Raw genomic sequence first — 22,779 nt, forward strand, 5'->3', positions numbered from 1 at the left:
GTTGTCACGCCGCCTGATGTGACGACGCCAAGGAGCGTGTCAGTCAGTGCGACAGATGAGGCAAGTGGCAGGGATGTGATTGGCGTGCCGGACGCCGAGGTCATGCTGCACGACATTACAGAATTACGCTCATAGATAAGCGTCTCCCTTTTAGAGTTTTCAAAGTAAATACAGTATTAGTTGTCGTAGTTTCTGGTTTTTAAAAAATTAATACTTATATAAAAAATTAATATGTGTATATTTGTGCATTTATGTTATTTCCATAAGTGGTTCCTGCCCATTTTTATAAATTAAGTAGTAGGGCAAGTCAGATGTATATAGGTGACTGGTCTTTTTAATTATTACGTTTGATACATTTTTGGTGAGAGTAAAATTGTCGGGTAAAACCATCGTATACCCCTGACATGATAAAGAGACTGTCTCCATAAGCCCTGGGGTAATTCATAATATTATCAGGAGGCTGAAACGGGGGTGCCAATAAGGCAGATCTCAGAACTTAGTTCGCTGATAGTTTATATCGTTCCGGCGTGGGATGTACCTGCAATCGCGATATAGCCCGGGCTGCTATTAAGCTGGCTCTGTCGTGTCGTTTTATGGTGTCGCACTCAGAGCGTAATGGTTAACGTAAAATGATAAATCTTTATAATTATAAAGATTCAAATTTGTAATTTTGTTAACTTTATGTTATCTGAAAAACCGAATCTCAGAGGCAAAATTTTTTGAATGTTCTGTTTGTTATAGAAAAATGAAAAGGCTTTTTTATTTTATAAATATAAAAATTATCTCTTATAATAAAGTTTTTTTCTATTTTTGATGTGATTCAATGATAAAAGTCTTAATGATGTGTTGATACTCAATAAGATTATAGCTGTCATGGTTAATATAAAGTTATTTATGAAAAAGAAGAAATAAACGTGGTTTTAGTTATGTGGGTTTCGGGTCGCTGGTGTGGTCTTCAGAGGGCGTTATGAGCAGAAAAGAGTTACCGGATTTACTTCCTCTTACGACGGCGCAGCGCGGGCTATGGATGGCCCAGTACATTGCGCCTCCGGGTTCATCATTTAATATTGCAGAGGCGCTTTATCTTGACGGAGATATTGATGAAGAATTGTTTCTTCGTTCTTTGTATGAAGTGCGACATGAAATAGCGATTTTACGGTCGCGTATTTTCTCTGACAGCGAAAATTTATATCTTACTTTTATCAGTGACGACGTCACTTTTCCTCTTATTGATATGAGTAATTATCCGGATCCTGATACTTCTGCCTGGGACTGGATGCAGAAAGAAACCCGTAAACCGACTGATATTACAACCCAGTCTTTGTGGAAAAATGCTCTGATCAGGCTTGGTCATCAGCGTTATGTCTGGTTTCATTGTGGCCATCACATCGTCCTCGACGGGTTTACCGGCGGGCTGGTTGCTGCACGTGTGGCACAGGTTTATTCCGCCCGTGCTGAGGGGCGCGAGCCCGGGTTATCAGAGTATAATTCACCAGAGATTTTGTCAGAGCAGGAGCGTATTTATGGCGAATCACGTCGCTATGAAGCGGATAAGGAATACTGGCGGCGTGAGCTGACAGATCTGCCTGAGCCCGTGTCTTTGTCTGTTCGTCCGCAGAAGCCGCTTACCGGCGAGAATGGTGGCGAGCTGGCTCGCGAAATTTCTTTGTCAGCCGAAAGTGTGGAGCGTATTACCGAAGTTGGCAAAGCGTATGGCGGGTCTTTACCGCAGACGCTGACTGCGTTGCTCGCGGCTTATATTTTTCTGGTGACAGAGCAGAATGATCTTGTTGTCGGCATGCCTGTCAGTGCGCGTGTTAACCGCATATTGCGTAAAACACCCGGTATGGTGGCAAACGGGATCGTACTGCGTTTCCATTTTGATGAAGGTATTACTTTCTCTGACCTTGTGCAGCAGTCACGTAGTGTGATGATGCGTGCGCTCAGGCATCAGCTTTTTCGCTACGAGGAGCTTCGTCGTAATCTTGGTCTGCTTGAGACCGGGCAGCATATAACCCGTCTGGGTATTAATATTGAGCCATTTAACTACAGGCTTGCTTTTGGTGAGTGTGTGGCCCGTAATCGCAACATCAGTAATGGCTCAATGCAGGATCTGACCTTTTTTGTATTTGACCGGCAGGATGGCAGAGGGCTGGTCATTCAGGCTGATGCGAACCCTGCTTTATACACTGCAGAAGAACTTGATGCCCATCTGGAGCGTATTCGCCTGATGGTTAATAAGATTCTTGAGCGGCCTGGGCAGTGTATCAGTTCTGTTACGCTTGTTTCCGCGGAGGAAGAAGCGCTTCATGCCGCGGAGGAAGAAGCAGCGGTGCGGCTGTGGCCTGACAATGATGCCGCCTCTCTCCTTATGCAGTCTTTAGACAGGAAAGGGCATGAGTCTGCTCTTATTGACTGTGATGGGACAGTGTCCTCACGTTTTTTGTATGAGGAGGCTGAACATCTTGCCAAACGTCTGAAGGCAGCGGGCCTTGCTCCCGGTCACCTGGTTGCTGTGGCACTGCCTCGTGACAGGCGGATGGTTATTGCTCTTCTGGCTATTCTTAAAGCCGGTTGTGCGTGGGTGGCAATTGATACTGAAAGCCCCCGGGGGCGAGCCGCAGTCATACTTGAAGAGGCTAATCCGGCGCTGGTGATTATTGGCGACCATGCATTGACATCATGGTTTGATGGGTACGCTGTTCTGGTTCTGAGTTTGGATAAAAAAGAAGAGTTACCGATAACAGATTTATCCGGTGCGGCATTCAGCGTGCCGCCACAGACAGCTTATGTAAGTTTTACATCCGGTACGACAGGCCGCCCCAAAGGAGTGGTTGTGCCATGTTCTGCACTGTATAATTTACTATTATCAATGACAGAAACAGTTGATTTCACAAAGAATGACCGACTGCTTGCAGTAACCGGGCTGACGTTTGATATTTCTGTTCTTGAGTTGCTGATGCCTGTGGTGGCTGGTGGTTGCGTCGTGGTGGCAACACATGCGGATGTACGTAATCCGCACATGATGGTACAAAAAATTCATCTTTGTGGTGTGACATTTCTTCAGGCTACCCCAACATTATATAAAACATTTACCGGTAGTGGCCTTACTTCAGCTTTATGTGGCCTGACGTTGTTAACTGGGGGGGGAGGCTCTTTCTCCCGGGCTTGCATCTGAACTGTTTGCTAATAGCCGCGCTGTGTTCAATGTTTATGGTCCGACAGAGACAACGATCTGGTCAACAGCATACAGGTTAACAGCTGAGAGCTGTGCTAACCCGCCAGTGGGGCGGCCTCTGGCCAATACCAGCCTGTTTATAGTGAACCGCGACGGTAACGCGCTGCCTGACGGTGTAACAGGCGAATTGCTCATTGCCGGTGCAGGGGTGGCAACAGGGTATCTGAACCGCCCTGACCTGACGCAGGAGCGTTTCATTGTCGCTCCTTCAGGCGAGCGGGCATATCGCACAGGTGACAGAGCCGTCCGTACAGCCGATGGTCTGGTCTGGCTGTCAGGGCGCGCTGATGATCAGGTAAAGATCAGAGGCATGCGTATTGAGACCGGAGAGGTCGAAAGTGTTCTTATGCAATTGCCTGGCGTCAGGCAGGCGGCTGTTCTGGCTGAAAAATCAGCTGATGATATGACGACAGTGCTGGTTGCCTGTCTGGTGGCAGATCAGCATGATTCGGTTGTGGTACGTCGGCAGATAAGTGAAAAACTGCCTGCGCAGATGGTCCCCGGGCGCATTGTGTATGTTGATCATTTACCACGGACAAGTGCCGGTAAGCTTGACCGGCGTATGTTGAAGGCTCTGACACCGAAAGAAGAAATTTTTTCCGAAAAAGTTTTGCCCCGCACGCATGAAGAGAAAATACTGGCAGATATATGGGCAGAGCTCCTTCACGTTACAGAAGTTGATATTCATACCAGCTTCTTCAGTATGGGTGGGGATAGCCTTATGGTGTTGCAGATGGTCGCAAGACTGTCTGAGCTGGGATACGAACTGCCTGTCGGGCAAATTTTTACCGAAGCGACAGTTGTTGCTCTGGCTCCGTTCCTTGCTGGTAAAGGTGAGGCCGCTGACCCGCTTTCTGTTGTGCTGCCTTTACGTCCGCAAGGTGAGGGGGTTCCGGTTTTCTGTATTCATCCGGTTCTGGGTATAAGCTGGAGTTTTAAAGAGCTTGTGGCACTCTTACCGTCTGAACATCCGGTTTATGCCCTGCAGGATGCCGGGTTATTGCTTAATGAGAACAGCCCCGAAACAGTTGAAGAACTGATAGATATTTACCTCGATGAAATTTTAAAAATTCATCCGCATGGACCGTATTGCTTTGTAGGCTGGTCGATGGGAGGTGTAATCGCTCATGGGCTGAGTGCACAGCTGAGAGCAAGAGGCGAGCAGATTCAGATGCTTGCTATGCTTGATTCTTATCCTTTTGAAGAATCACACCGTAATATTACTCTTGCCTCTGAAGAAAATGTCCGTCTGGCATTACAGTTTCTTGATATCAGGACAGATCCTGACAGGCCTGAACCAAAAACTGCTGAAGAGGTTGCAGCTCTCTTTCTTGAAGGGATTGATATTTCTCAGATTCCTCAAAGCGCAGTCTATGGTCAGAAAGATCAGAGTAATCTGGTTAAGGTATTTCTCCAGGTTACATTGCGTAATATGGCGATGTTGCAGAAATATATACCATGTAAATCTGATACAGATATTCTGTTTATTCGTGCCGCGGCAAAGGGAGGAGATGCCTCTGAGGGCGTAAGGTTCGACAACCCTGAGCAGTGGAAAAATTATACATCCGGGCGGGTAATGATCTGCGAGCAGGCAGCGCGACATCAGGATATGCTTAAAACCGGAAATATTGAAAAAATTTCTTTTATTTTAAATGATTATCTAAAAAAGAGCAGAGAAGAGGGCGGGGGGTTGCCATATGGTTTTCCATTAAACCCGTCTGATTCACGCTGTGCTCATGAGGTAAAATAATGAAAATTGTTATCATTACAATTGGAACTCAGGGTGATGCGCGTCCTTTCGTAGCGCTGGGGCGCAGGCTTAAGGAAAAAGGCCATGACATCGTTATTGCGACATCTGACAATCATAAGGAGCTGATTGAAACTTCAGGCCTTACGCATGCCCCCCTGCGGTCTGACTTTGCTGAGCTGATGGCTAAAGAGCATGCCGCACTTGATGAAGGACATCCCTTCACGATTGGTAAAAAGGTATCTCAGGTTATGACAACCTGGATGCCTTTGTGGGCACAGCAGGGCTGGGAAGCGACAGAAGGTGCAGATCTGATTATTGGCTCTGGCTCCGGTACAGTGCTTGGTGCCTCTTTGTCAGAGAAACGTGGTATTCCTTTTGTTCAGACGCAGTTTATGCCACTGACGCCGAGCAAAGAGATCCCCCCCCTGTGGCCTTCACCGAAAAAACGTATGCCCGGAATTGTTAATTTTTTGCTGGGGCATCTTGTAAGGCTGATCGTGTGGCGTGTTCTGGCTAACCCGGCTTCTATCATTCGTAAGGAGCTGGGGCTGGAGCAGTTTTCATGGATGGGGCCATGGTCTTCAGAGTATGGGGATTCCGGCAACAGATATATTTTGTATGCCTACAGCAGGTATCTGCTGCCTCAGCCTTCTGACTGGCGTTCTGACCGAATAGCAGTGACTGGTAACTGGTTTTACGACCAGGCAGATGCATGGACAGCGCCTGCAGATCTCGTTGCTTTTCTTGAGAGCGGCAACGATAAGCCAATTTATGTTGGTTTTGGTAGTATGAGAACCGGCCGTTCTGAAGAATTTACACGTAAAATACTTGACGCAATACGTAAATCCGGGCGCAGAGCCGTTGTGGCTACAGGCTGGGGAGCTTTAGCTAAAAACCAGTTAGTCTCTGCTGATGAAAGGATCTTTTTCGTAGACAGTGTGCCGCATGACTGGCTTTTTCCTCGGGTTTCACTCGCCGTGCATCACGGTGGTGCAGGCACTGTGGCGGCAGCGGCTCGTGCCGGTATTCCACAAATTTTGTTGCCATTCGTAGCAGATCAGTTTTTCTGGAGGTGGCGTATGCACGAAATAGGGATTAATCCTGTTATGCTTGACCGGAAAACTCTGACATCTGAGCAGCTTGCCGATGCTATTCATATGGCGCAGGGGCCACGTTTCCTTAAAGCTGCTAAAATTCTGGGGGAAGAAATTCGCTCAGAGGATGGTATTCAGGCAGCAATTGATACGCTGGATAAATGGGGTATGTTCAGGGAACCCCCGGTTAAGACAAAAGAAAAAAAACAGGCGGAGCCCGCCGGCTTATGAAAGAGACTGCGGCATTTCAGGCATCAGACATGATCAGTGTGCAGAATGTCGTTAAAGAATACGGCAAGAAGCGTGCTGTTAACGATATCAGTTTTAGTGTGAAAGCTGGGGAGGTTTTTGCTTTCCTTGGGCCAAATGGCGCAGGCAAAACCACGACTATTAAAATGCTCACAACATTATTGCCGCCTGATAAAGGGGTGATTAAAATAGACGGGATGGATGTTGCACGTCAGGCTTATGAAGTCAGACGGCGCTTCGGTGTTGTGTTTCAGGATTGTACGCTTGATCAGACTGCCACAGTGTATGAAAATTTATGGATGCACTGCTCTTTTTATCAAATACCGCGCAGTGAGCGTAAAAGAAGAATAGCTGAAGTTCTTGAGCTGTTTAACATTACGTCCCATCAGCGTGTTATTGTCGAAAAACTTTCAGGCGGGCTTAAACGACGGGTTGAACTGGCTCGTGCTTTGCTGCATCAGCCGGTGCTTATTTTTCTTGATGAGCCGACACTGGGGCTTGATCCGCAAAGTCGGAGATTATTGTGGGACCATCTTCATTTTCTTAAAAAAACACAAAATCTGACAGTTTTTCTAACAACACATTACCTCGATGAGGTAGAGCGTTTTGCAGATACAGTGGCTGTGATTAATCAGGGTAAAATTATAGCAGCCGGTTCTGTCTCTGATGTGATCAGTCACGCAAAAGGTCAGACGCTTGAAGATGCATTTTTATCTCTGACCGGTCAGTTATCAGAGCGCGAATCTGTATTTTTTGCAGGCAAAACAGAAATAGAAGATGCTTTGCCTGAAGCGGATAATTAAATGAACAGTATAATTTTACAGGATATATTTACGGCACTGCAATGCAGTGGTGGAGAACAGCCATGGATCTGATTTATTGTCTGTGGAGACGTCAGGTAATGGCGTATTTGCGCGCACCTGGACGCGTTTTTTCAGCTCTTGCTCAGCCATTCCTGTTCCTGGTAGCTCTGGGGCTTGGTTTTTCTCCTATTTACCAGCAGGCTGGCCGGGGGGATTATTTTGCCTTTCTGGTACCGGGTGTGCTGGGTTCGTGCATTTTGTTTAATACAGTATTTGCTGGCAATGATCTGCTATGGGACCGGCAGTTTGGTTTTATTAAAGAGACGATGGTTGCTCCGGCTTCGCGCACATGTATTTTGTTCGGGCGTGCGCTGGGCGTGACAACTGTTGCGCTGATTCAGGCAGTTCTGGTTGGGGTGGTCTGCTCTGTTGCCGGTCTACATAAAGTGCCTGCCGGAGGTGTTTTGATAGCCTTTGGCTTTGCGGTGCTGATTGCGATTTTCTTTTCGTTTATTGGCAGTATTCTGGGCTCTGTTCTTAAAGACACACAGAGTTTTGGGCAGATTGTAAATTTTGTTGCAACCCCCTTATTTTATTTGTCCGGGGCGGTGTTCCCTCTGGAGGGACAAAAGCTGCTGGTGGTAACACTGACCTCTCTTAACCCGTTATCCTATGGTATTGATGGGATGCGGGGTGCACTGGGCGGTCAGTATTATTATGATCCGATTATGTCGGTGTTTATTTTAATTGTAGTCAATATTGTCGCGGCTTTTGCTGCAACATTTGCGTTTTCACGTGTTCGGCCTGATTAAAGGCCGGCAGCAGAGCCTGTTTCGGTACAGTAACCCGTATCAGTACCGGCGTATCAGACCAGCCAGCGTACCCTGAATTCTCAGTCTTTCCGCTGGTATAATACGCGTTTCATAGCTGGGGTTAGCCGCTTCAAGTGCAATCGTTTTGCCTTTACGACGCAGACGTTTGAGTGTGACCTCATTCTCGTCAATCAGAGCAACGATAATCTGACCACTTTCTGCGTGTTCAGTGCGTCTTATCACAACGGTATCGCCGTCCAGTATCCCGTCATTAATCATGGAATCCCCGGCAACTTCCAGCGCATAATACTCACCTGAGCCTGTCAGGTCAGAAGGGATGTCGATGTAAGAAAGTGTTTCGGGCATGGCCATAATAGGCAGGCCGGCGGCAATCCGCCCGTAGAGGGGAACTTTGCAGGAAGGCGCCTGAGGGGATGAAAATTTCCCTCTGACAACGTTGTGCGGTAATGGCTCTTCGGCTTCGTTAGCCAGCATTTCAGGTCGTTGCAGCACTTCCAGTGCACGGGCACGGTGGTGGTGTCGCTTCAGAAAACCGCGTTCTTCCAGACCTGAAATAAGGCGATGTATCCCTGATTTAGAACGTAACCCCATGGCGGTTTTCATCTCATCGAACGAGGGTGAAAAGCCGGTTTTTTTGAGGTATGAGTCAATAAACTGCAAAAGGGCATATTGTTTGCGTGTTAGCATAACTCAGGCACCTTTTCGGCAGAATCTCAGAGGGATAATGTTTTTTGTTCTATATAGGTTCTTTTTTCAGGTCAAGATTTGATCGTGGTTGCATAAGGTTCAGAAGTCAGCCTCAAGAGTGAAATGAAACGTACGCGGCAGGCCGGCATAGGCACTGTTATTGGCTGTAGCACTCGCCCCGTTGATTGAGGTCGGGTAAACAGATGCCCAGTAGCGTTCATTTGCCACGTTTGAGACACCAAAGCGGGCCATCCACGGGTGTCGTGCGGCTCTGAAGGCAAAGCGTGTGCCAAGGTCAAGTGTAACGTATGAGGCTGCATAGGTGGAGTTGGTCAGGTTTGCAGCGCGGCGGCCGGTGTAATGCACCGAGGCATTGAAAGCCAGGCGTGAAGCAATATCACCCGTTGAAGCAGGCAGGCGATAATCCAGTAAAACGTTAGCCTGTACAGGAGGAGCACCAACAACTTCTTTATGGCTGGTGGCGACGTTGCCAGTGTTACCCATCTGAGCATCAAGCCAGGTCATGCCGGCCAGAACAGAGAGGTTGGGCAGAATATAACCGGCAATTTGTGCTTCAACACCATAATTGCGCTGGTTGCCATAGGTGTTAAAGATGTGCGTTGTGGGATCAGTATAGCCAAACGGGCGGGTCATACGAAAGCCGGCGACGTTGATCTGGAGTTTTCTGAACATGATTTTGTAGCCCACTTCATATTCTTCACTACGCAGCGGGCTGGTATATTCGTTCACATTGGCTGCACCCGCGGGGGCGACTGTGCCAGGCTGCACCGAACGGCCATAGGTAAAGTAGGCTGTCTGATTATCGGTCAGTTTGTAAATCAGACTGGTCATAGGACTGAATGCAGCAGAGCGTTTGTAAACAGAGTGTTTGTAAGAAGCTGCCAGCGGGTTGCTCCAGCTGTCAGTGCGTATCCAGCTCCATGATAATGTGCCCATAATTGACCAGTGTCTGTCCAGACGTATTGTATCTCCCACAATAAACGACTGGTTCATAACGTAAGCCGAGCGGTAGCGACCGTGATAGTAGGGCTGCTGGCCTGGCAGTTTTTGCGGATTATAGAGGTTTGAGCTCCCAAGCGTAAATTTTTCACCGGTTGTGGGGTTATAGTTACCCATCATATAACCGTTGGTACCAATCACCAGATCATGTCTGACCGGGCCGGTAAAAACCCGTCCGTTAATATAAGCCAGGTTACTGCCTACTCTGAAGTCATTAGCCGTGGTCGCTGCTGCGATGCTTTGTGTATAATCGCCACTGTTATCGGTCAGCGTGTTGGCCGTAGCAAAAACCTGGCGGATAGCATCCTGATATAGGCCGCCCAGTGTCATGCTCCAGTTGTCGTTAAAGCGATGTTTGATTTTGGCCAGAAATGTATTGGTTTCCATGTTGAAGCCGGCATATTTCTGACCCAGGCCGGCTTTTCCCATATCAGGGGCTTTGGGCAGATCAATTGTGTCACCAAAAGCAAAGCCGCCTGGTGTGCCGCGCTCATCATATGTGTAGTGGCTGGCATCAACTTCAATCGTTGTTTTACTATCCAGGCGAAAGTCAAAGTCAGCACTGACAAGGTTACGGCGTACCCAGCTGTCCTGAACATAGCTTGTGCCATTGCCGTGCAGCAGGTTGATACGGTAGCCAAACCATTTATTGCGGCCAAGCCGGCCTGACAGGTCTGCATGCTCCATAACAGTACCGATCGAATCTACACCGACAGTCAGGCGGTTAAAGCGGTTATCAGTGGGGCGTTTCAGACTGTATTCAAAGGTACCTGCGGGGTTTTGTGTGCCATATAATGCACCGGCCAGGCCGTTAAGCACCTGAAGGTTATCAAACTGCTCAGCCGCATAGGGGGTGGTCGATACAATGTTTAGTCCGTCCATGCGGGTGTTTGAAACAACATCAGCTTCAAACCCGCGAGACTGGGGGCGGCTGGTATTAGGGTCGCCGCGAATTTCAAGCTGTACTGAGGGCATATAAGACATCAGGTCGTTAATATTGCGGGCCTGCTGATTAACAATGACATCGTGAGGCACTGTCATAATCGACATTGGCGTATCAAGTGTGCGGCGTGTGCCTAGCGGTCCGAGTGTTGCATCGGGTTTGTTATAGTTTGCCAAGGCGCCTGCTGCCGTATGCCCTGTGACAGTAATGGCTTCTCTTTTTCCTGCTGGCTGCGCTTTCCCTGCTCCTGAATGTGTCGTTGTCTGCAGGTTTGTTTGTGCAAAAGCCGTAGCACCTTCGCCGATAACAGTGGTTGAGAGAAGGAGCAGAGCGGAGAGAGAGTATTTCATCAGGGCAATCAGATTTCAGAAGGAATAACACGGAATAAACGTTCTTCTGCCGTAACTTATGTGATTTGTCTATATATGAAGGAATATACTCAGTCAGAAAATTATCCCTCTGAATATCAGCGGGATAACTGGTAAGCCTTAATTCTGGCGGAGTGCTATGGCAGCTTCCGTCGCGACATCATGGCGAAGCGGAATGATCTTGCCTTTTCCGTCAGGATGCACACGGTTCGTTAAAATTATTACAAAAGTCTGCGTTTCAGGCACCAGCCAGAGCGATGTGCCGGTAAAACCGGTATGACCAAATGAGGTCAGCGGAAAAACAGCGCCACGTGGTGTTGAATAATGGGTGTTAATATCCCACCCCAGGCCGCGCAGATCTGTTTTTTTATGTGGCTGCTGCGGGGTAGACATCATGATAACAGTTTTCTGTGAGAGCGGAAAAAGCGACGGCTGTCCAGCGCGGCGTGCCAGAAGTGCTTTTGCGTATGTGATGATGTCATCAGCGCATGAGAAAAGGCCGGCATGGCCTGCCACACCGCCCATTCTTCTTGCTGTAGGATCGTGAACGACTCCGCGCAGCATAGTGCCGTTTTCATCGAACTGAGTGGGAGCAATATCATCATATAATGCAGGATCAGGCCTGAAGAATGACCGTTTAAGACCAAGAGGCTGCAGAATATGACGTGTGGCATAGATATCGAGCGGCAGCCCTGAGAGGGCCTCCACAATCAGTCCGAGAACAATATAATTAATATCGCTATAGACGAATTTTTTGCCGGCTTTGTTCTGTGGTGCGGCGTTACAGGCCAGCTGTGCAGCAATTTCTTTGCCTGACCATGGTGTCCCCAGGTCAAGGTCGGGTTGCAGGCCTGAGTAATGTGTCAGCAGATGGCGTATCGTAATATGCTCTTTTCCCTGAGCGGCAAAATCAGGCAGATAGTGGCAGGCAGGCGTGTCGAGTTTTATTTTGCCTTGTTCATATAGCTGCATGACTGAGGGAGCCGTGATAAGAGGCTTCGTAAGAGAGGCCATATCAAAGAGCGTATGCCAGGTCATGGATTCGGGGTGGGGTATCAGGGCCTGGTGGCCAAAGACACCCCGCCATATTGTTTTCCCTTTGCTGCCAATTGCAGCCACAGCACCTGGTATCTCGTGTTCGCTGACGGCATTCAGAAATAGCCTGTCAAGCGTGTTACCATTAAAGTCAGCTGATGCCTGAGCAAAAACGTATGACGGCAGCCCCAGAGTCATCGTTCCGGCCAGGGCCTGTGTCAGGAAGCGTCGTCGGCCTGTATAAGAAAAAGACTGTGTCATGTTATCTGAGCTCCTTAACCGGCCTGCAACGCTAAGGGTTTGAAAAAATAATGGAACAGCCGAGTGTAAAAGAGATTTATCAATTTCTGCTTTTCAGCGAGAGAAAAATACTGATCAGAAAATTAAATTTTTTGTCATAAAATATCTTAAATTCTGATATTCCCGAAGACATAGTGAGCCGACTGACCAGACAGAGCTTTTCGTCAGGCTCTGAGCTGACAAGACCGGCAGGGCGTTGGTGTAAGGTTCAGGTCAGGTGGAAGTAATACGTGATATTATGATCGTCAGAGGCGTGCCGGCTGTTGTAACGCTGAATACGAAAACATTTATGATGTCTGGTGAGTTTATAGGGCTGTCAGGCCGGATCAGTTTTGAAGCTGATAAACTTTCAGAGCTGAGAAAAGAGGCAGGAAAAGCGCTTGAGCTTTTCCTGTTTCGTTGCCGCCAGCTGGAGCATCACCCTCTGGTGTATTATGGAGGTGCGTCCATGCGATACGTCATCGAGGACGCATATGCCCTTTTTGAAGAGATAGCAGAAAAACGAGGCGAAACACTCGAAGTGCTGATGAGCCGGCAGCAGCCTTTTGCCTTCTGGCGTGGTGTTTCAGAGTTTGAGCAGCTTCGTCGTCATCAGAGAGAGGTAGACCGCCAGTATTTTTCTCAGTTTCAGGATGATGTCATCTGATTAGCAATCAGGTTAGTTTTTAGTGTTTTGCTGCCGGTATAGTCAGGCCAGGCAGCAGGCGGCGGGTACTGACCTGCCACAGAAGAATTTTTTGCTCACCGTTTTCATTTACCTGCAAAGCCAGCAGGTCGTCCTGCACACGGGTCATACCAGTCAGTATTGTTCCTGGCGGGAGTTCGGTCTGGGTTGTGACAGCGTCCTGTAATGGTACATGCGCAGGCAGAGCAGATTGTGCGTTGCTGTGATGGCCGATGCGATGAATGATCAGTCCCACCAGTGTGACAGTACCAACAATGATAAGTACACCCATAATAATGACGGCGGCGGTCAGCGCTTTAGGTGTGCGGGGAATGTTGTCTGTTTCTGTCACGGGGTGGTCCTGTGTTCTGATAGTGCCTGTTTCAGGCAGCACCTTGCTCAGAAACACAGGTTAATGGCAACCTCCACCTTTGGAATCACAGCCTTTGCAGCCGCCACATCCGGTGCGGGTAATGCCGGGTGAGGCCAGTTTCTCAGCTTTGCCGCGCAGGCCTGGCAGCACGTGCAGGTTGCTGAGAGTAAGAGCCAGCCCCCGCCAGAAAGGTTTCATTAAAGAGGGAGCCAGCCTTTGCAGCCAGTAACCGGCACAGAATAGAACAAGAATGCTGACGATGAGAATCTGAACCATGTTTCGCCTCCTGCTTTAACCACTAAAGAACCGGGTTATGTGATAGGTGAGCAGAGATGCCGCATAGGCCATGCCAAAGAGATAACCCGCAGTGATGCAGACCATGCGCCATGACCGGGTTTCGCGTTTAATAACGGCCAGGGTTGAAAAACACTGCGGGGCGTAAACATACCATGCCAGTAAAGACAAAGCAGTTGCAACGCTCCACTGAGAAGAGAGTAAAGGTGCAAGCTGAGCCGCAGCATCAGCTTCTGACGAGCCGACCGAATAAACCGTGGCAAGAGCACTGATTGCGACTTCACGTGCTGCCAGACCCGGGATGAGGGCCACACAGATCTGCCAGTTAAAGCCAAGAGGAGCAAACAGAGGAAGCAGAAAATGGCCGATTCGACCAGCCAGACTATAATCAATAGCAGGCAGCGTGCCCCCTGGCGGTGGCGCAGGGAAGCTCGAAAGTGCCCACATGATGACACTGAGTGTGACGATAATACTGCCGACGCGTGAGAGGAATATACGAGCGCGCTGCCAGAGCTCAATGGCAAGGCTTTGCAGACCTGGCAGCCGGTAGTTGGGCAGTTCCATCAGTAAAGGTGGTTCGTTTGCGCCGCTACGTTTAAAAAGCCGCGAGACAAGCAGTGCGCTCAGTATTCCGGCACCATATAAAAGAAAGAGCACCAGCCCCTGGAGATTAAAGATTTTGAGAATATGCCGTGAGGGAACAAAAGCGCTGATAAGAAGTGTGTAAACAGGCAGCCGGGCAGAGCATGTCATGAGCGGGGCGATCAGAATTGTCACCATCCGGTCACGCGGGCTCTGAATCGTACGGGTAGCCATAATGCCGGGTACAGCACAGGCAAAGCTGGAAAGAAGAGGAATGAAAGAGCGGCCACTCAGCCCGGCTGCAGCCATTATTTTATCAAGCATGAAGGCTGCTCTGGGCAGATACCCCGATTCCTCGAGGGCCAGAATCCATAAAAATAAAATAAGAATCTGCGGCAAAAAGACGATGACTGTGCCGGCACCGGCAATGATGCCATCTGTCAGCAGGTTACTGATCTGGCCAGCAGGCAGCACTGCATGTGTCAGGTCAGCCACTTGTTTCATGATGCTGTCGAGCAGATCCATAACCGGCTGGGCCCAGGAGAAAACTGCCTGGAACATGATAAAGAGCAGCACGAATAAAATACACATGCCCCAGACGGGGTGCAGCACCCAGCGGTCGAGTTTTTCTTCAAGCTGCTGTTTGCGGTCTTCATGAACGCTGACGCAGAGCGCCATAATGCGTCTGATTTCCTCATGCAGATCTGTGTCATCTGGCAGTGGAGGAGGTGGAGCGACCGGAGGGGAATCAAGTGCTCTGAGCACATTATCTGCACCGCCACGTTTAATGCCGACGGCAGTGACAACTGGTAGTCCGAGTTCTTTTTCCAGTCGCTTCAGGTCGATATGCAGGCCCTGTTTACCTGCCGCATCAATCATGTTGAGCACGACAATCATCGGGCGCCCGAGTTGCCGGAGCTCGAGCATAAAACGCAGATGCAGGCGCAGGTTGGTGGCTGCTACAACACTGATCAGCAGGTCAGGGGCAGGCTCACCCCGGTAAACACCGCGACAGACATCACGGGTGACCATTTCATCAGGGCTGGCAGCAGACAGGCTGTAAGTGCCAGGCAGGTCAAGAATTTTAACTTTGCGGCCAGCCGGGGTGACGAGTTTCCCCATTTTTCGTTCTACGGTAACACCCGCATAATTGGCCACCTTCTGGCGGCTGCCAGTCAGCTGGTTAAAAAGAGCTGTTTTTCCACAGTTTGGGTTGCCAGCCAGAGCAACCTGTAAAGGCTTGTCGGAGGTCATGCAGAATGCTTCTGGTCAGGCAGCGGGGCAGGTGTGCGCAATATGATGCGTTCTGCCTCAGAATGTCTCAGTGCAAAGCGCGTAAAGCCTATTTCTACCGCCATGGGGTCTCCTCCCAGCGGGCCCAGAGCTACGACCCTGACCGGTTCACCCGGTACGAAACCCAGCTCACTCAGGCGCCGGGCAATCGTGTCTGATGATGTCAGAGGGGTAACACGGTCGATGACTGCTGTTTCATAAAGCGGAAGCTTACTGAGGCGCACGGCTGACTGGTCCTGTCCTGAGAGGTGGCGGGTAGGGAGGGTCCTCTGAACCGGATGCCTGTCATGTCCGTGTTGCGAATGATCCTCAACTGTAAAATACTCTCATGCCGGTGATCTGTCCATTGCAGGCAGGATATATGAGCCATAAACGGGCCGGAGGGGCAGAAAACCGTTCTCTGACAGGTAAAAATAAGAGCAGTGTGTCGTTTTCATAATGATTTTACGTGCAATTCTGCCCGCTGACGTTTAATGACAAGCCAGAACTTTATTTATGTGACGTCTTAACTGCCTCCTTTTTTAGCGAATAGGGGGCGGAAGAACCCGCAGGGAAAATCAGGCACTCTTCATGGATATCCGCAATATCGCCATCATTGCTCACGTTGATCATGGCAAAACTACACTCGTTGATGAATTGCTTAAGCAGTCCGGCTCCTTCCATGAGCATCAGCAGGTTGCTGAACGCGCGATGGACAGCAATGACCTGGAACGCGAGCGTGGCATCACCATTCTGGCTAAATGTACATCTGTTGTATGGAATGATACCCGTATCAACATTATTGATACACCCGGACATGCTGACTTTGGCGGTGAAGTTGAGCGTATTCTGAGCATGGTTGACGGTGCAATTGTGCTGGTCGATTCTGCTGAAGGTGCACTGCCACAGACAAAATTTGTGGTTGGTAAAGCACTGGCACGTGGTCTGAAACCAATTGTTGTTGTGAACAAAATTGACCGTGGCGATGCCCGCCCGGACGAAGTTCATAACGAAATTTTTGATCTGTTTGCTTCACTCGATGCAAATGAAGAGCAGCTTGACTTCCCGATGCTGTACGCTTCAGGCCGTCAGGGCTGGGCAGATGAAGAACTCGACGGGGCACGTAAAGACCTCAGCCCGATGTTCGACCTGATTCTGCGTCATGTGCCATCACCTGCACTGGATAAAGAAAAGCCGTTCGCTATGACGGCGACTATTCTTGAAAATGACAACTTCCTTGGTCGCGTACTGACCGGTCGTGTTGAGCAGGGACGTGCTAAAGTTAATATGCCCGTTAAGGTGCTCCGTCGCGATGGTTCTGTGGTTGAAACAGGCCGTCTGACGAAACTGCTGTCTTTCCGTGGGCTTGATCGCGTTGCGGTTGATGAAGTTGAAGCCGGCGATATCGTTGCTGTTGCGGGTCTGTCAGAAGCGACTATTCCTGACACAATCGCAGCACCTGAAGTGGCTGAGCCTCTGGAATCTATCCCGGTTGATCCGCCAACCCTGTCTATGACATTCCGCCTCAATGATGGCCCTCTGGGTGGTCGTGAAGGCAAGAAAGTGACATCACGTCAGATTCGTGACCGTCTGTTTAAGGAAACAGAAGGTAACGTTGCGATCCGCGTGACAGAAAGCCCCGAAAGCGAAGCTTTTGAAGTCGCAGGCCGTGGCGAGCTTCAGCTTGGTGTTCTGATTGAAACCATGCGTCGTGAAGGCTTTGAGCTGACAATCGGTCGTCCCCGCGTGCTGTATCGCACTAACGAGGAGACAGGTGAGCGCGAAGAGCCATACGAAGAAGTTATGATCGACGTGGACGAGCCTTATTCAGGTGTTGTCGTAGAGAAGATGTCTCTGCGTAAAGGCCAGATGCAGGATATGCGCCCGTCAGGTGGTGATAAAGTTCGTCTGACCTTTATTATCCCTTCACGTGGTCTGATTGGTTATCATGGTGAGTTCCTGACCGATACACGCGGTACGGGTATCATGAACCGTCTCTTCCATGGCTATCAGCCATATGCAGGCACGATTGAAGGCCGTCGTAACGGTTCGCTGATTTCAGCTGAAGATGGTGCAACCACACAGTACTCTTTGTTCTCACTGCAGGACCGTGGCACGCTGTTTGTTGATGCCGGTGAAAAAGTTTACGTTGGTATGATCATTGGTGAGCATTCACGTGAAAATGACCTGGAAGTAAATCCGGTTCGTGAAAAGAAGCTGACCAACATTCGTGCAGCCGGTAAAGACGATGCACTTCTGCTGGTTCCGCCACGTCGTATGTCGCTTGAGCAGGCTATTGCTTACATTGAAGATGATGAGCTGGTTGAGGTTACACCTTCAGCTGTTCGTCTGCGTAAGCGTTATCTTGACCCGAATGAGCGTAAAAAACGTGAACGTAAGGGCGATAACGCCTGAGGCATTATCGTTAGAAGAGGGCCAGCCTGTGCATAGCAGGCTGGCTTTTTTTATGTGCAAAAACGGGTATTGGGGTATGGCAGGTTGTTTTGTAATGCCTGACAACAGGATTATGTCAGCAATATAATCAGTATAAGTTTAAATACTGGCAAATCGCGTTTATTTATAAAATTTATATCAAGACGATGTCTTGCGATCGTGTTATAAACAGGATGTTAGTCGGGTTTGTGTATGAACGTGTCAGCGATATATCGATAAAATCGTGACCGTGAGGAACCTGACTTATTTAAGGAGAAATTTTTCGATGAAGTTTCGTCATTTTCTTTCAGCCGCTTCTGTCGTTGCTCTGATGGGTGCTGCTGCCCCTTCTTTCGCTCAGGAAGCTCCTCCTGCACCACCTTCTTCTTCTTCTGAAGTTCCTGCTAAAGGTGATGTGCCACCAGCTCCTCCTTCAGATTCCGCTTCTAAAAGTGGTGACGTTGCTAAGAAAGGTGCTCATCACGGCCAGCATCAGCATGATGGTAAAAAACACGGCCATCATGGTCATCACAAGCCAAAAGCAGCCGCTGATTCAACAGCAGCTGCTCAGTAAGCAAGCCTCTTTTCAGGGTGGAGTATAACTCCCCTCTGAGCTCTGAGACTGAAACAGAACCCGGAGGTAACTCCGAGGTTCTGTTTTTTTATGTATCTGGCTCTTCTTTAATATTCAGGCGGTTGCCGGTACGCCGCGTGTTGTCGAATGCTCAAAGTGTAAAGCCTGGTCAGGGTGTACAATCGGGTGAATGGCATGTGTTGCCATGGCTGCTTCACTAAAGCTCTGCAAAATAAGTTTTAGCTTTCCTGGGTAACTTGCAATGTCGCCAATGGCAAAAATACCTGCGCGTGATGTTTCGCAGTCAGAGGGACGGACCGGAATAACAGAGCGTGCTGTTTGAATATCCCATGTGGCTATGGGCCCCAGGTCGGTGGCCAGGCCAAAGAAGGGCAGGAGAGTGTCAGCCTCCAGTTTGCGGGTTGTGCCATCCAGATCAATGACTTCAACGGCACTGAGTTTACCGTTTTCTCCATGAAGGGCGTGGAGCTGATATGGGGTGATTTTTTCAATCTGCCCGGCAGCCACAGCATCATCAAGCAGCCGTAAACTTTCAGGCGCACCACGAAAACGGTCGCGACGATGTACAAGATACAGCTTTTTTGCATTATCTTTGAGTGCGAGTGCCCAGTCGAGTGCGGAATCCCCGCCTCCTGCAATCACAATATTACGGTTTGCAAAGTCAGCTTTTCGGCGGACATAATATTGCACCGAGCCAGTTTCTTCAAAATTTTCCAGACCTTCAAGCGGTGGGCGGTTCGGGCCAAATGCACCGGCTCCGGCAGCAATAATAATGGCTTTTGCTTTAACGGTTGTACCTTTGTCAGTTTTGACAGAAAAATCGCCCCGGTTGCCAGAAACGTCATCAACGCGATGCTTAAGCAGGCGCGGAATATTAAAGGGTGCAATTTGCTTTTCCAGCTGAGCGATCAGCTGAGAGGCTTCAATCGCCGGGCAGGCCGGAATGTCATAGATGGGCTTTTCAGGGTAAAGGGCGATACACTGACCACCAACTTCTGGCAGAACATCAATGAGCAGGCAGTTCAGGCGTAGCATAGCGCACTGAAATGCGGCGAAGAGTCCGGCCGGACCTGCGCCAATAATGACAACATCTGTTTCAACGGGCGTGTCGGCCATGATGTTAAAAAACCTTTCTGAGGTATGACTGACTGAATGAGGCAGGCCCATAAAATGGACGAGTGCTGTGCGGGCAGGCACATTAGCGGTTTTCACAAAAAAAGGGAGCCCCTGTGAGAAGGCTCCCCTTTCATAATATTTTTCGCAGAGATCAGATGATCAGGATTTAGCGAATTCTTTTTTCAGACCGGCATCCAGCGCATCAAGGAATGACTGTGTGTCGAGCCATGGGGTATCTTTGCCGACAAGCATCGCGAGATCTTTAGTCATTTTACCTGATTCGACGGTGTCGATGCAGACTTTCTCAAGTGTGCCGGCAAAATGTACAACATCGGGGGTATTATCAAAGCGACCGCGATAAGCCAGTCCCCGTGTCCATGCAAAGATAGAGGCAATCGGGTTGGTGCTGGTTGCTTTGCCTTTCTGGTGCTCACGGTAGTGACGGGTCACCGTGCCATGTGCAGCTTCGGCTTCAACAACATCACCTGTCGGGCTGAGCAGAACAGAGGTCATAAGGCCCAGGCTGCCAAATCCCTGTGCTACGATGTCGCTTTCTACGTCACCGTCATAGTTTTTACAGGCCCATACATAGCCGCCGTTCCATTTCAGGGCACAGGCCACCATGTCGTCAATCAGGCGGTGTTCATAAGTCAGGCCGGCTTTTTCAAAATCTGCCCTGAATTCGCGCTCATAAACCTCCTGGAAAACATCCTTAAACATACCATCATAGGCTTTGAGGATGGTATTTTTGGTAGAGAGGTAAACGGGCAGGTTACGGTCTCTGCCGTAGGAGAGAGAGGCGCGGGCAAAGCCTTCGATTGATGCACGGGTGTTGTGCATGCCAAGGGTTACGCCTGGACCTTTAAAATCATGCACATCGAGGGTGATGCTTTCACCACCGTCAGTAGGAACGTAGTTCAGGGTAACTTTGCCAGGCCCCGGGATTTTGGTTTCTGCTGCGCGGTAAATATCACCATAAGCATGACGGCCGATGACAATTGGTTTTGTCCAGTGTGGTACAAGACGAGGGACGTTTGAGCAGACGATTGGCTCACGGAAGATTGTACCATCAAGAATGTTACGGATAGTGCCGTTGGGTGAACGGTACATACGTTTGAGGCCAAATTCTTCAACGCGGGCTTCATCAGGTGTAATGGTCGCGCATTTTACTGCGACGCCGTAGCGTTTTGTGGCTTCAGCTGCGTCGACTGTTACCTGGTCATCGGTTGCATCACGGTGTTCGATTCCCAGGTCGTAGTATTTCAGATCGACATCAAGATAGGGGAGAATCAGTTTTTCGCGAATAAAATGCCAGATAATGCGGGTCATTTCATCGCCGTCCATTTCTACGATGGGATTTTTTACCTTGATCTTTGCCATTGAAATAACACCAGTTCCGAAAAAAAATGTGAGAATACGACACAGTGCCGGTTAACCGCCGGGCTGTGGGGTAAGCGTTCTGGTACGGACTTGTTTCTGACGAGATATGATATCTCTGGCTTTGTTACAGGTGCGATTTAAAATCACTTCGTGTAAAAGCCTGTCAGCAACAAACCTGCACAGCGCAGGTATATCTGTTCTGGAAAAGAGATTACAATATGGTCGGAGCCTTATGACAGCATCTTTACCTCGCGCACCTGCCAGGGCGCAGTCTTTCTCTGTCGTGCTTGCCATAGAGTTATGGGAGCGGTTTGGTTTTTATGGCATGCAGGGGATCCTGCTGCTTTATATGGTCCAGCGGCTGGGTTTTGGCGACAAACAGGCCAACCTGCTGTGGGGCACATTTGCAGCTATCACTTACGCAGCTCCGGCTGTCGGTGGCTGGCTTGGTGATGCCGTGCTGGGCTCTCGTCGCACCATGCTTATGGGTGGCATTGTGCTGACGCTGGGTTATGCCCTGCTGGGTTTTGACTTTGGCGGTCAGATGGCCCTTTTCGCAGCATTATCAGTGATTGCGCTGGGTAATGGCCTGTTTAAAGCAAATGCCGCTAACCTTGTACGCCGCATTTACGAAGGCGATGATGCAAAGATCGACGTTGCTTTTACAATTTATTACATGAGCATCAATGTCGGTTCTACCTTCTCCCTTTTGCTGACACCCTGGCTGCAGCAGCGTTTTGGCTGGGGACCTCCTTTCTTTGTTTGCTCTGCTGGTCTGGCCTTTGGCGTGCTGAGCTATCTGCTGTTTCGTAGCCGGTTGCAGCATATTGGTTCAGCTCCTGACTTTGAGCCCGTAGCATGGGGCCGTATGGGTGCAGTGATTGGCGCTATGGTGGTTGCAGGCGCTGTTCTGCTGGCAGTGCTTGGCTCTCCCTCACTGGGCAGAGGCTGCGTCTGGCTGGCCGCTATTGTGACCCTTGGTATCTGGATTTATCTTTACGCTAAAGCGGAGGAGGCTTTCAGACCCGGCTTAAGGCTTGCTTATCTGCTGATCGTACAGACGATGCTGTATTTCATTTTTTATCAGCAGATGGTCACTTCTCTTACATTGTTTGCGCTGCGTGATGTCAGCTCACAGTTTACCCTGTTCGGGCATACGCTGTTTTCTATGTCTGCGGGGCAGTTTCAGGCGCTGAATCCTTTGTGGATTATGGCAGCCAGTCCTGTTCTGTCATGGGTTTACGGCACGATAGAAAAACGTGGCTGGAATTTTCCTATTGCTGAAAAATTTATAGCCGGTTTTGCTCTTGTTGCTCTGGCTTTTCTGATCTGGTGGTGGAGTGCGGCAACAAGTACAACGCTGGTATCGCCATGGGTTATGTTCTGGGCTTACGGGGCTTTGTCAGTGGGTGAACTGCTGATCAGTGCGCTGGGGCTTGCTGTGGTTGCCCGGTATGTTCCTGCAAATGTTGGCGCATTTATGATGGGCAGCTATTGTGTGTCAAACGGTGTTGCTATGTATCTGGGAAGTATCATGGCAAACTATGCTGCCATTGGCGAGGGCGTTGCTGCCACAGATCTGGTCACGACGTTGCATGCTTATGCAGGTTTATTTCGTATATTGTTTTTTACAGCTGTAATCTGCACATTATTGTTTGTTATCTGCCTTCCATTTACACGTAAGTGGGATGCACAGCATCGTGCTGCGCAGGAGCAGTCAGAAGCCTGAGAGAGCCCGGCTTTATGCGGT

General features: G+C 49.3%; 17 protein-coding genes and 1 pseudogene. 9 read left to right on the top strand and 9 right to left on the bottom strand.

The features are described 5' to 3' along the window. Window positions 1-967: 967 nt before the first annotated feature. The 5 genes and pseudogenes from HK25_RS06445 to HK25_RS06465 all read left to right on the top strand — a co-directional run. Window positions 968-3,776: pseudogene (locus HK25_RS06445) on the top strand (amino acid adenylation domain-containing protein); the annotation flags it as partial. Between the two features lie 24 nt (window positions 3,777-3,800). Beyond that, entirely contained in the window at window positions 3,801-4,988 is a 1,188-nt protein-coding gene (locus HK25_RS13370) for a non-ribosomal peptide synthetase (protein WP_255406291.1), read from the top strand. Beyond that, a complete protein-coding gene (locus HK25_RS06455; protein ID WP_086635687.1) occupies window positions 4,988-6,313 on the top strand; it encodes a glycosyltransferase in 1,326 nt (441 codons plus the stop codon). The genes HK25_RS13370 and HK25_RS06455 overlap by 1 nt, the downstream gene beginning before the upstream one ends. Further along, window positions 6,310-7,134: an ABC transporter ATP-binding protein gene (locus tag HK25_RS06460; RefSeq protein ID WP_086555089.1), complete on the top strand. Its 825-nt coding sequence runs from the start codon at window positions 6,310-6,312 to the stop codon at window positions 7,132-7,134. The genes HK25_RS06455 and HK25_RS06460 overlap by 4 nt, the downstream gene beginning before the upstream one ends. 62 nt (window positions 7,135-7,196) lie before the next feature. Next, window positions 7,197-7,946 (top strand): ABC transporter permease, encoded by a 750-nt coding sequence (locus tag HK25_RS06465; protein WP_158092927.1) that lies wholly within the window; start codon window positions 7,197-7,199, stop codon window positions 7,944-7,946. 39 nt (window positions 7,947-7,985) lie between these two features. Here the strand turns inward: HK25_RS06465 and lexA are convergent, their stop codons facing one another. From lexA to HK25_RS06480, 3 genes are all read right to left on the bottom strand, one after another. Continuing rightward, entirely contained in the window at window positions 7,986-8,654 is a 669-nt protein-coding gene (lexA, locus tag HK25_RS06470; RefSeq protein WP_086555091.1) for a transcriptional repressor LexA, read from the bottom strand. Between the two features lie 99 nt (window positions 8,655-8,753). Further along, on the bottom strand, window positions 8,754-10,967 hold the full coding sequence (locus HK25_RS06475; RefSeq protein ID WP_086635689.1) for a TonB-dependent siderophore receptor: 2,214 nt from the start codon (window positions 10,965-10,967) through the stop codon (window positions 8,754-8,756). Between the two features lie 138 nt (window positions 10,968-11,105). Next, a complete protein-coding gene (locus tag HK25_RS06480; protein WP_086635690.1) occupies window positions 11,106-12,281 on the bottom strand; it encodes a serine hydrolase in 1,176 nt (391 codons plus the stop codon). Between the two features lie 256 nt (window positions 12,282-12,537). On the opposite strand from HK25_RS06480, the gene HK25_RS06485 reads away from it, so the two are divergent. After that, window positions 12,538-12,966, top strand: coding sequence for a hypothetical protein (locus tag HK25_RS06485; protein ID WP_086635691.1), 429 nt, complete (start codon window positions 12,538-12,540; stop codon window positions 12,964-12,966). Between the two features lie 19 nt (window positions 12,967-12,985). Here the strand turns inward: HK25_RS06485 and HK25_RS06490 are convergent, their stop codons facing one another. From HK25_RS06490 to HK25_RS06505, 4 genes are read right to left on the bottom strand one after another with little or no spacing between them, the layout of a single operon-like run. Next, window positions 12,986-13,393 carry a hypothetical protein gene (locus HK25_RS06490; protein ID WP_233127728.1) on the bottom strand — a complete coding sequence of 136 codons (408 nt, stop codon included), beginning with the start codon at window positions 13,391-13,393 and terminating at the stop codon, window positions 12,986-12,988. Window positions 13,394-13,396: 3 nt separating this feature from the next. After that, window positions 13,397-13,633 (bottom strand): DUF6587 family protein, encoded by a 237-nt coding sequence (locus tag HK25_RS06495; RefSeq protein WP_086635692.1) that lies wholly within the window; start codon window positions 13,631-13,633, stop codon window positions 13,397-13,399. A 15-nt stretch (window positions 13,634-13,648) separates the two neighbouring features. Beyond that, a complete protein-coding gene (feoB, locus tag HK25_RS06500; RefSeq protein WP_086635693.1) occupies window positions 13,649-15,487 on the bottom strand; it encodes a ferrous iron transport protein B in 1,839 nt (612 codons plus the stop codon). After that, window positions 15,484-15,750, bottom strand: coding sequence for a FeoA family protein (locus HK25_RS06505; protein ID WP_086555097.1), 267 nt, complete (start codon window positions 15,748-15,750; stop codon window positions 15,484-15,486). The genes feoB and HK25_RS06505 overlap by 4 nt, the downstream gene beginning before the upstream one ends. A 346-nt stretch (window positions 15,751-16,096) precedes the next feature. On the opposite strand from HK25_RS06505, the gene typA reads away from it, so the two are divergent. Further along, entirely contained in the window at window positions 16,097-17,920 is a 1,824-nt protein-coding gene (gene typA / locus HK25_RS06510) for a translational GTPase TypA (protein ID WP_086555098.1), read from the top strand. Between the two features lie 304 nt (window positions 17,921-18,224). Continuing rightward, window positions 18,225-18,512 (top strand): hypothetical protein, encoded by a 288-nt coding sequence (locus HK25_RS06515; RefSeq protein ID WP_086555099.1) that lies wholly within the window; start codon window positions 18,225-18,227, stop codon window positions 18,510-18,512. 114 nt (window positions 18,513-18,626) lie between these two features. Here the strand turns inward: HK25_RS06515 and HK25_RS06520 are convergent, their stop codons facing one another. Then, window positions 18,627-19,649 (bottom strand): NAD(P)/FAD-dependent oxidoreductase, encoded by a 1,023-nt coding sequence (locus HK25_RS06520; protein WP_086635712.1) that lies wholly within the window; start codon window positions 19,647-19,649, stop codon window positions 18,627-18,629. Between the two features lie 159 nt (window positions 19,650-19,808). Further along, on the bottom strand, window positions 19,809-21,029 hold the full coding sequence (locus tag HK25_RS06525; RefSeq protein WP_086635694.1) for an NADP-dependent isocitrate dehydrogenase: 1,221 nt from the start codon (window positions 21,027-21,029) through the stop codon (window positions 19,809-19,811). 232 nt (window positions 21,030-21,261) lie between these two features. Between HK25_RS06525 and HK25_RS06530 the strand changes: the two genes are divergently transcribed. After that, window positions 21,262-22,758 carry a peptide MFS transporter gene (locus HK25_RS06530; RefSeq protein ID WP_086555111.1) on the top strand — a complete coding sequence of 499 codons (1,497 nt, stop codon included), beginning with the start codon at window positions 21,262-21,264 and terminating at the stop codon, window positions 22,756-22,758. The last annotated feature ends 21 nt before the right edge of the window (window positions 22,759-22,779 follow it).

This window comes from Acetobacter sp. DsW_059, from assembly GCF_002153695.1.
Classification (GTDB): Bacteria; Pseudomonadota; Alphaproteobacteria; order Acetobacterales; family Acetobacteraceae; genus Acetobacter; species Acetobacter thailandicus.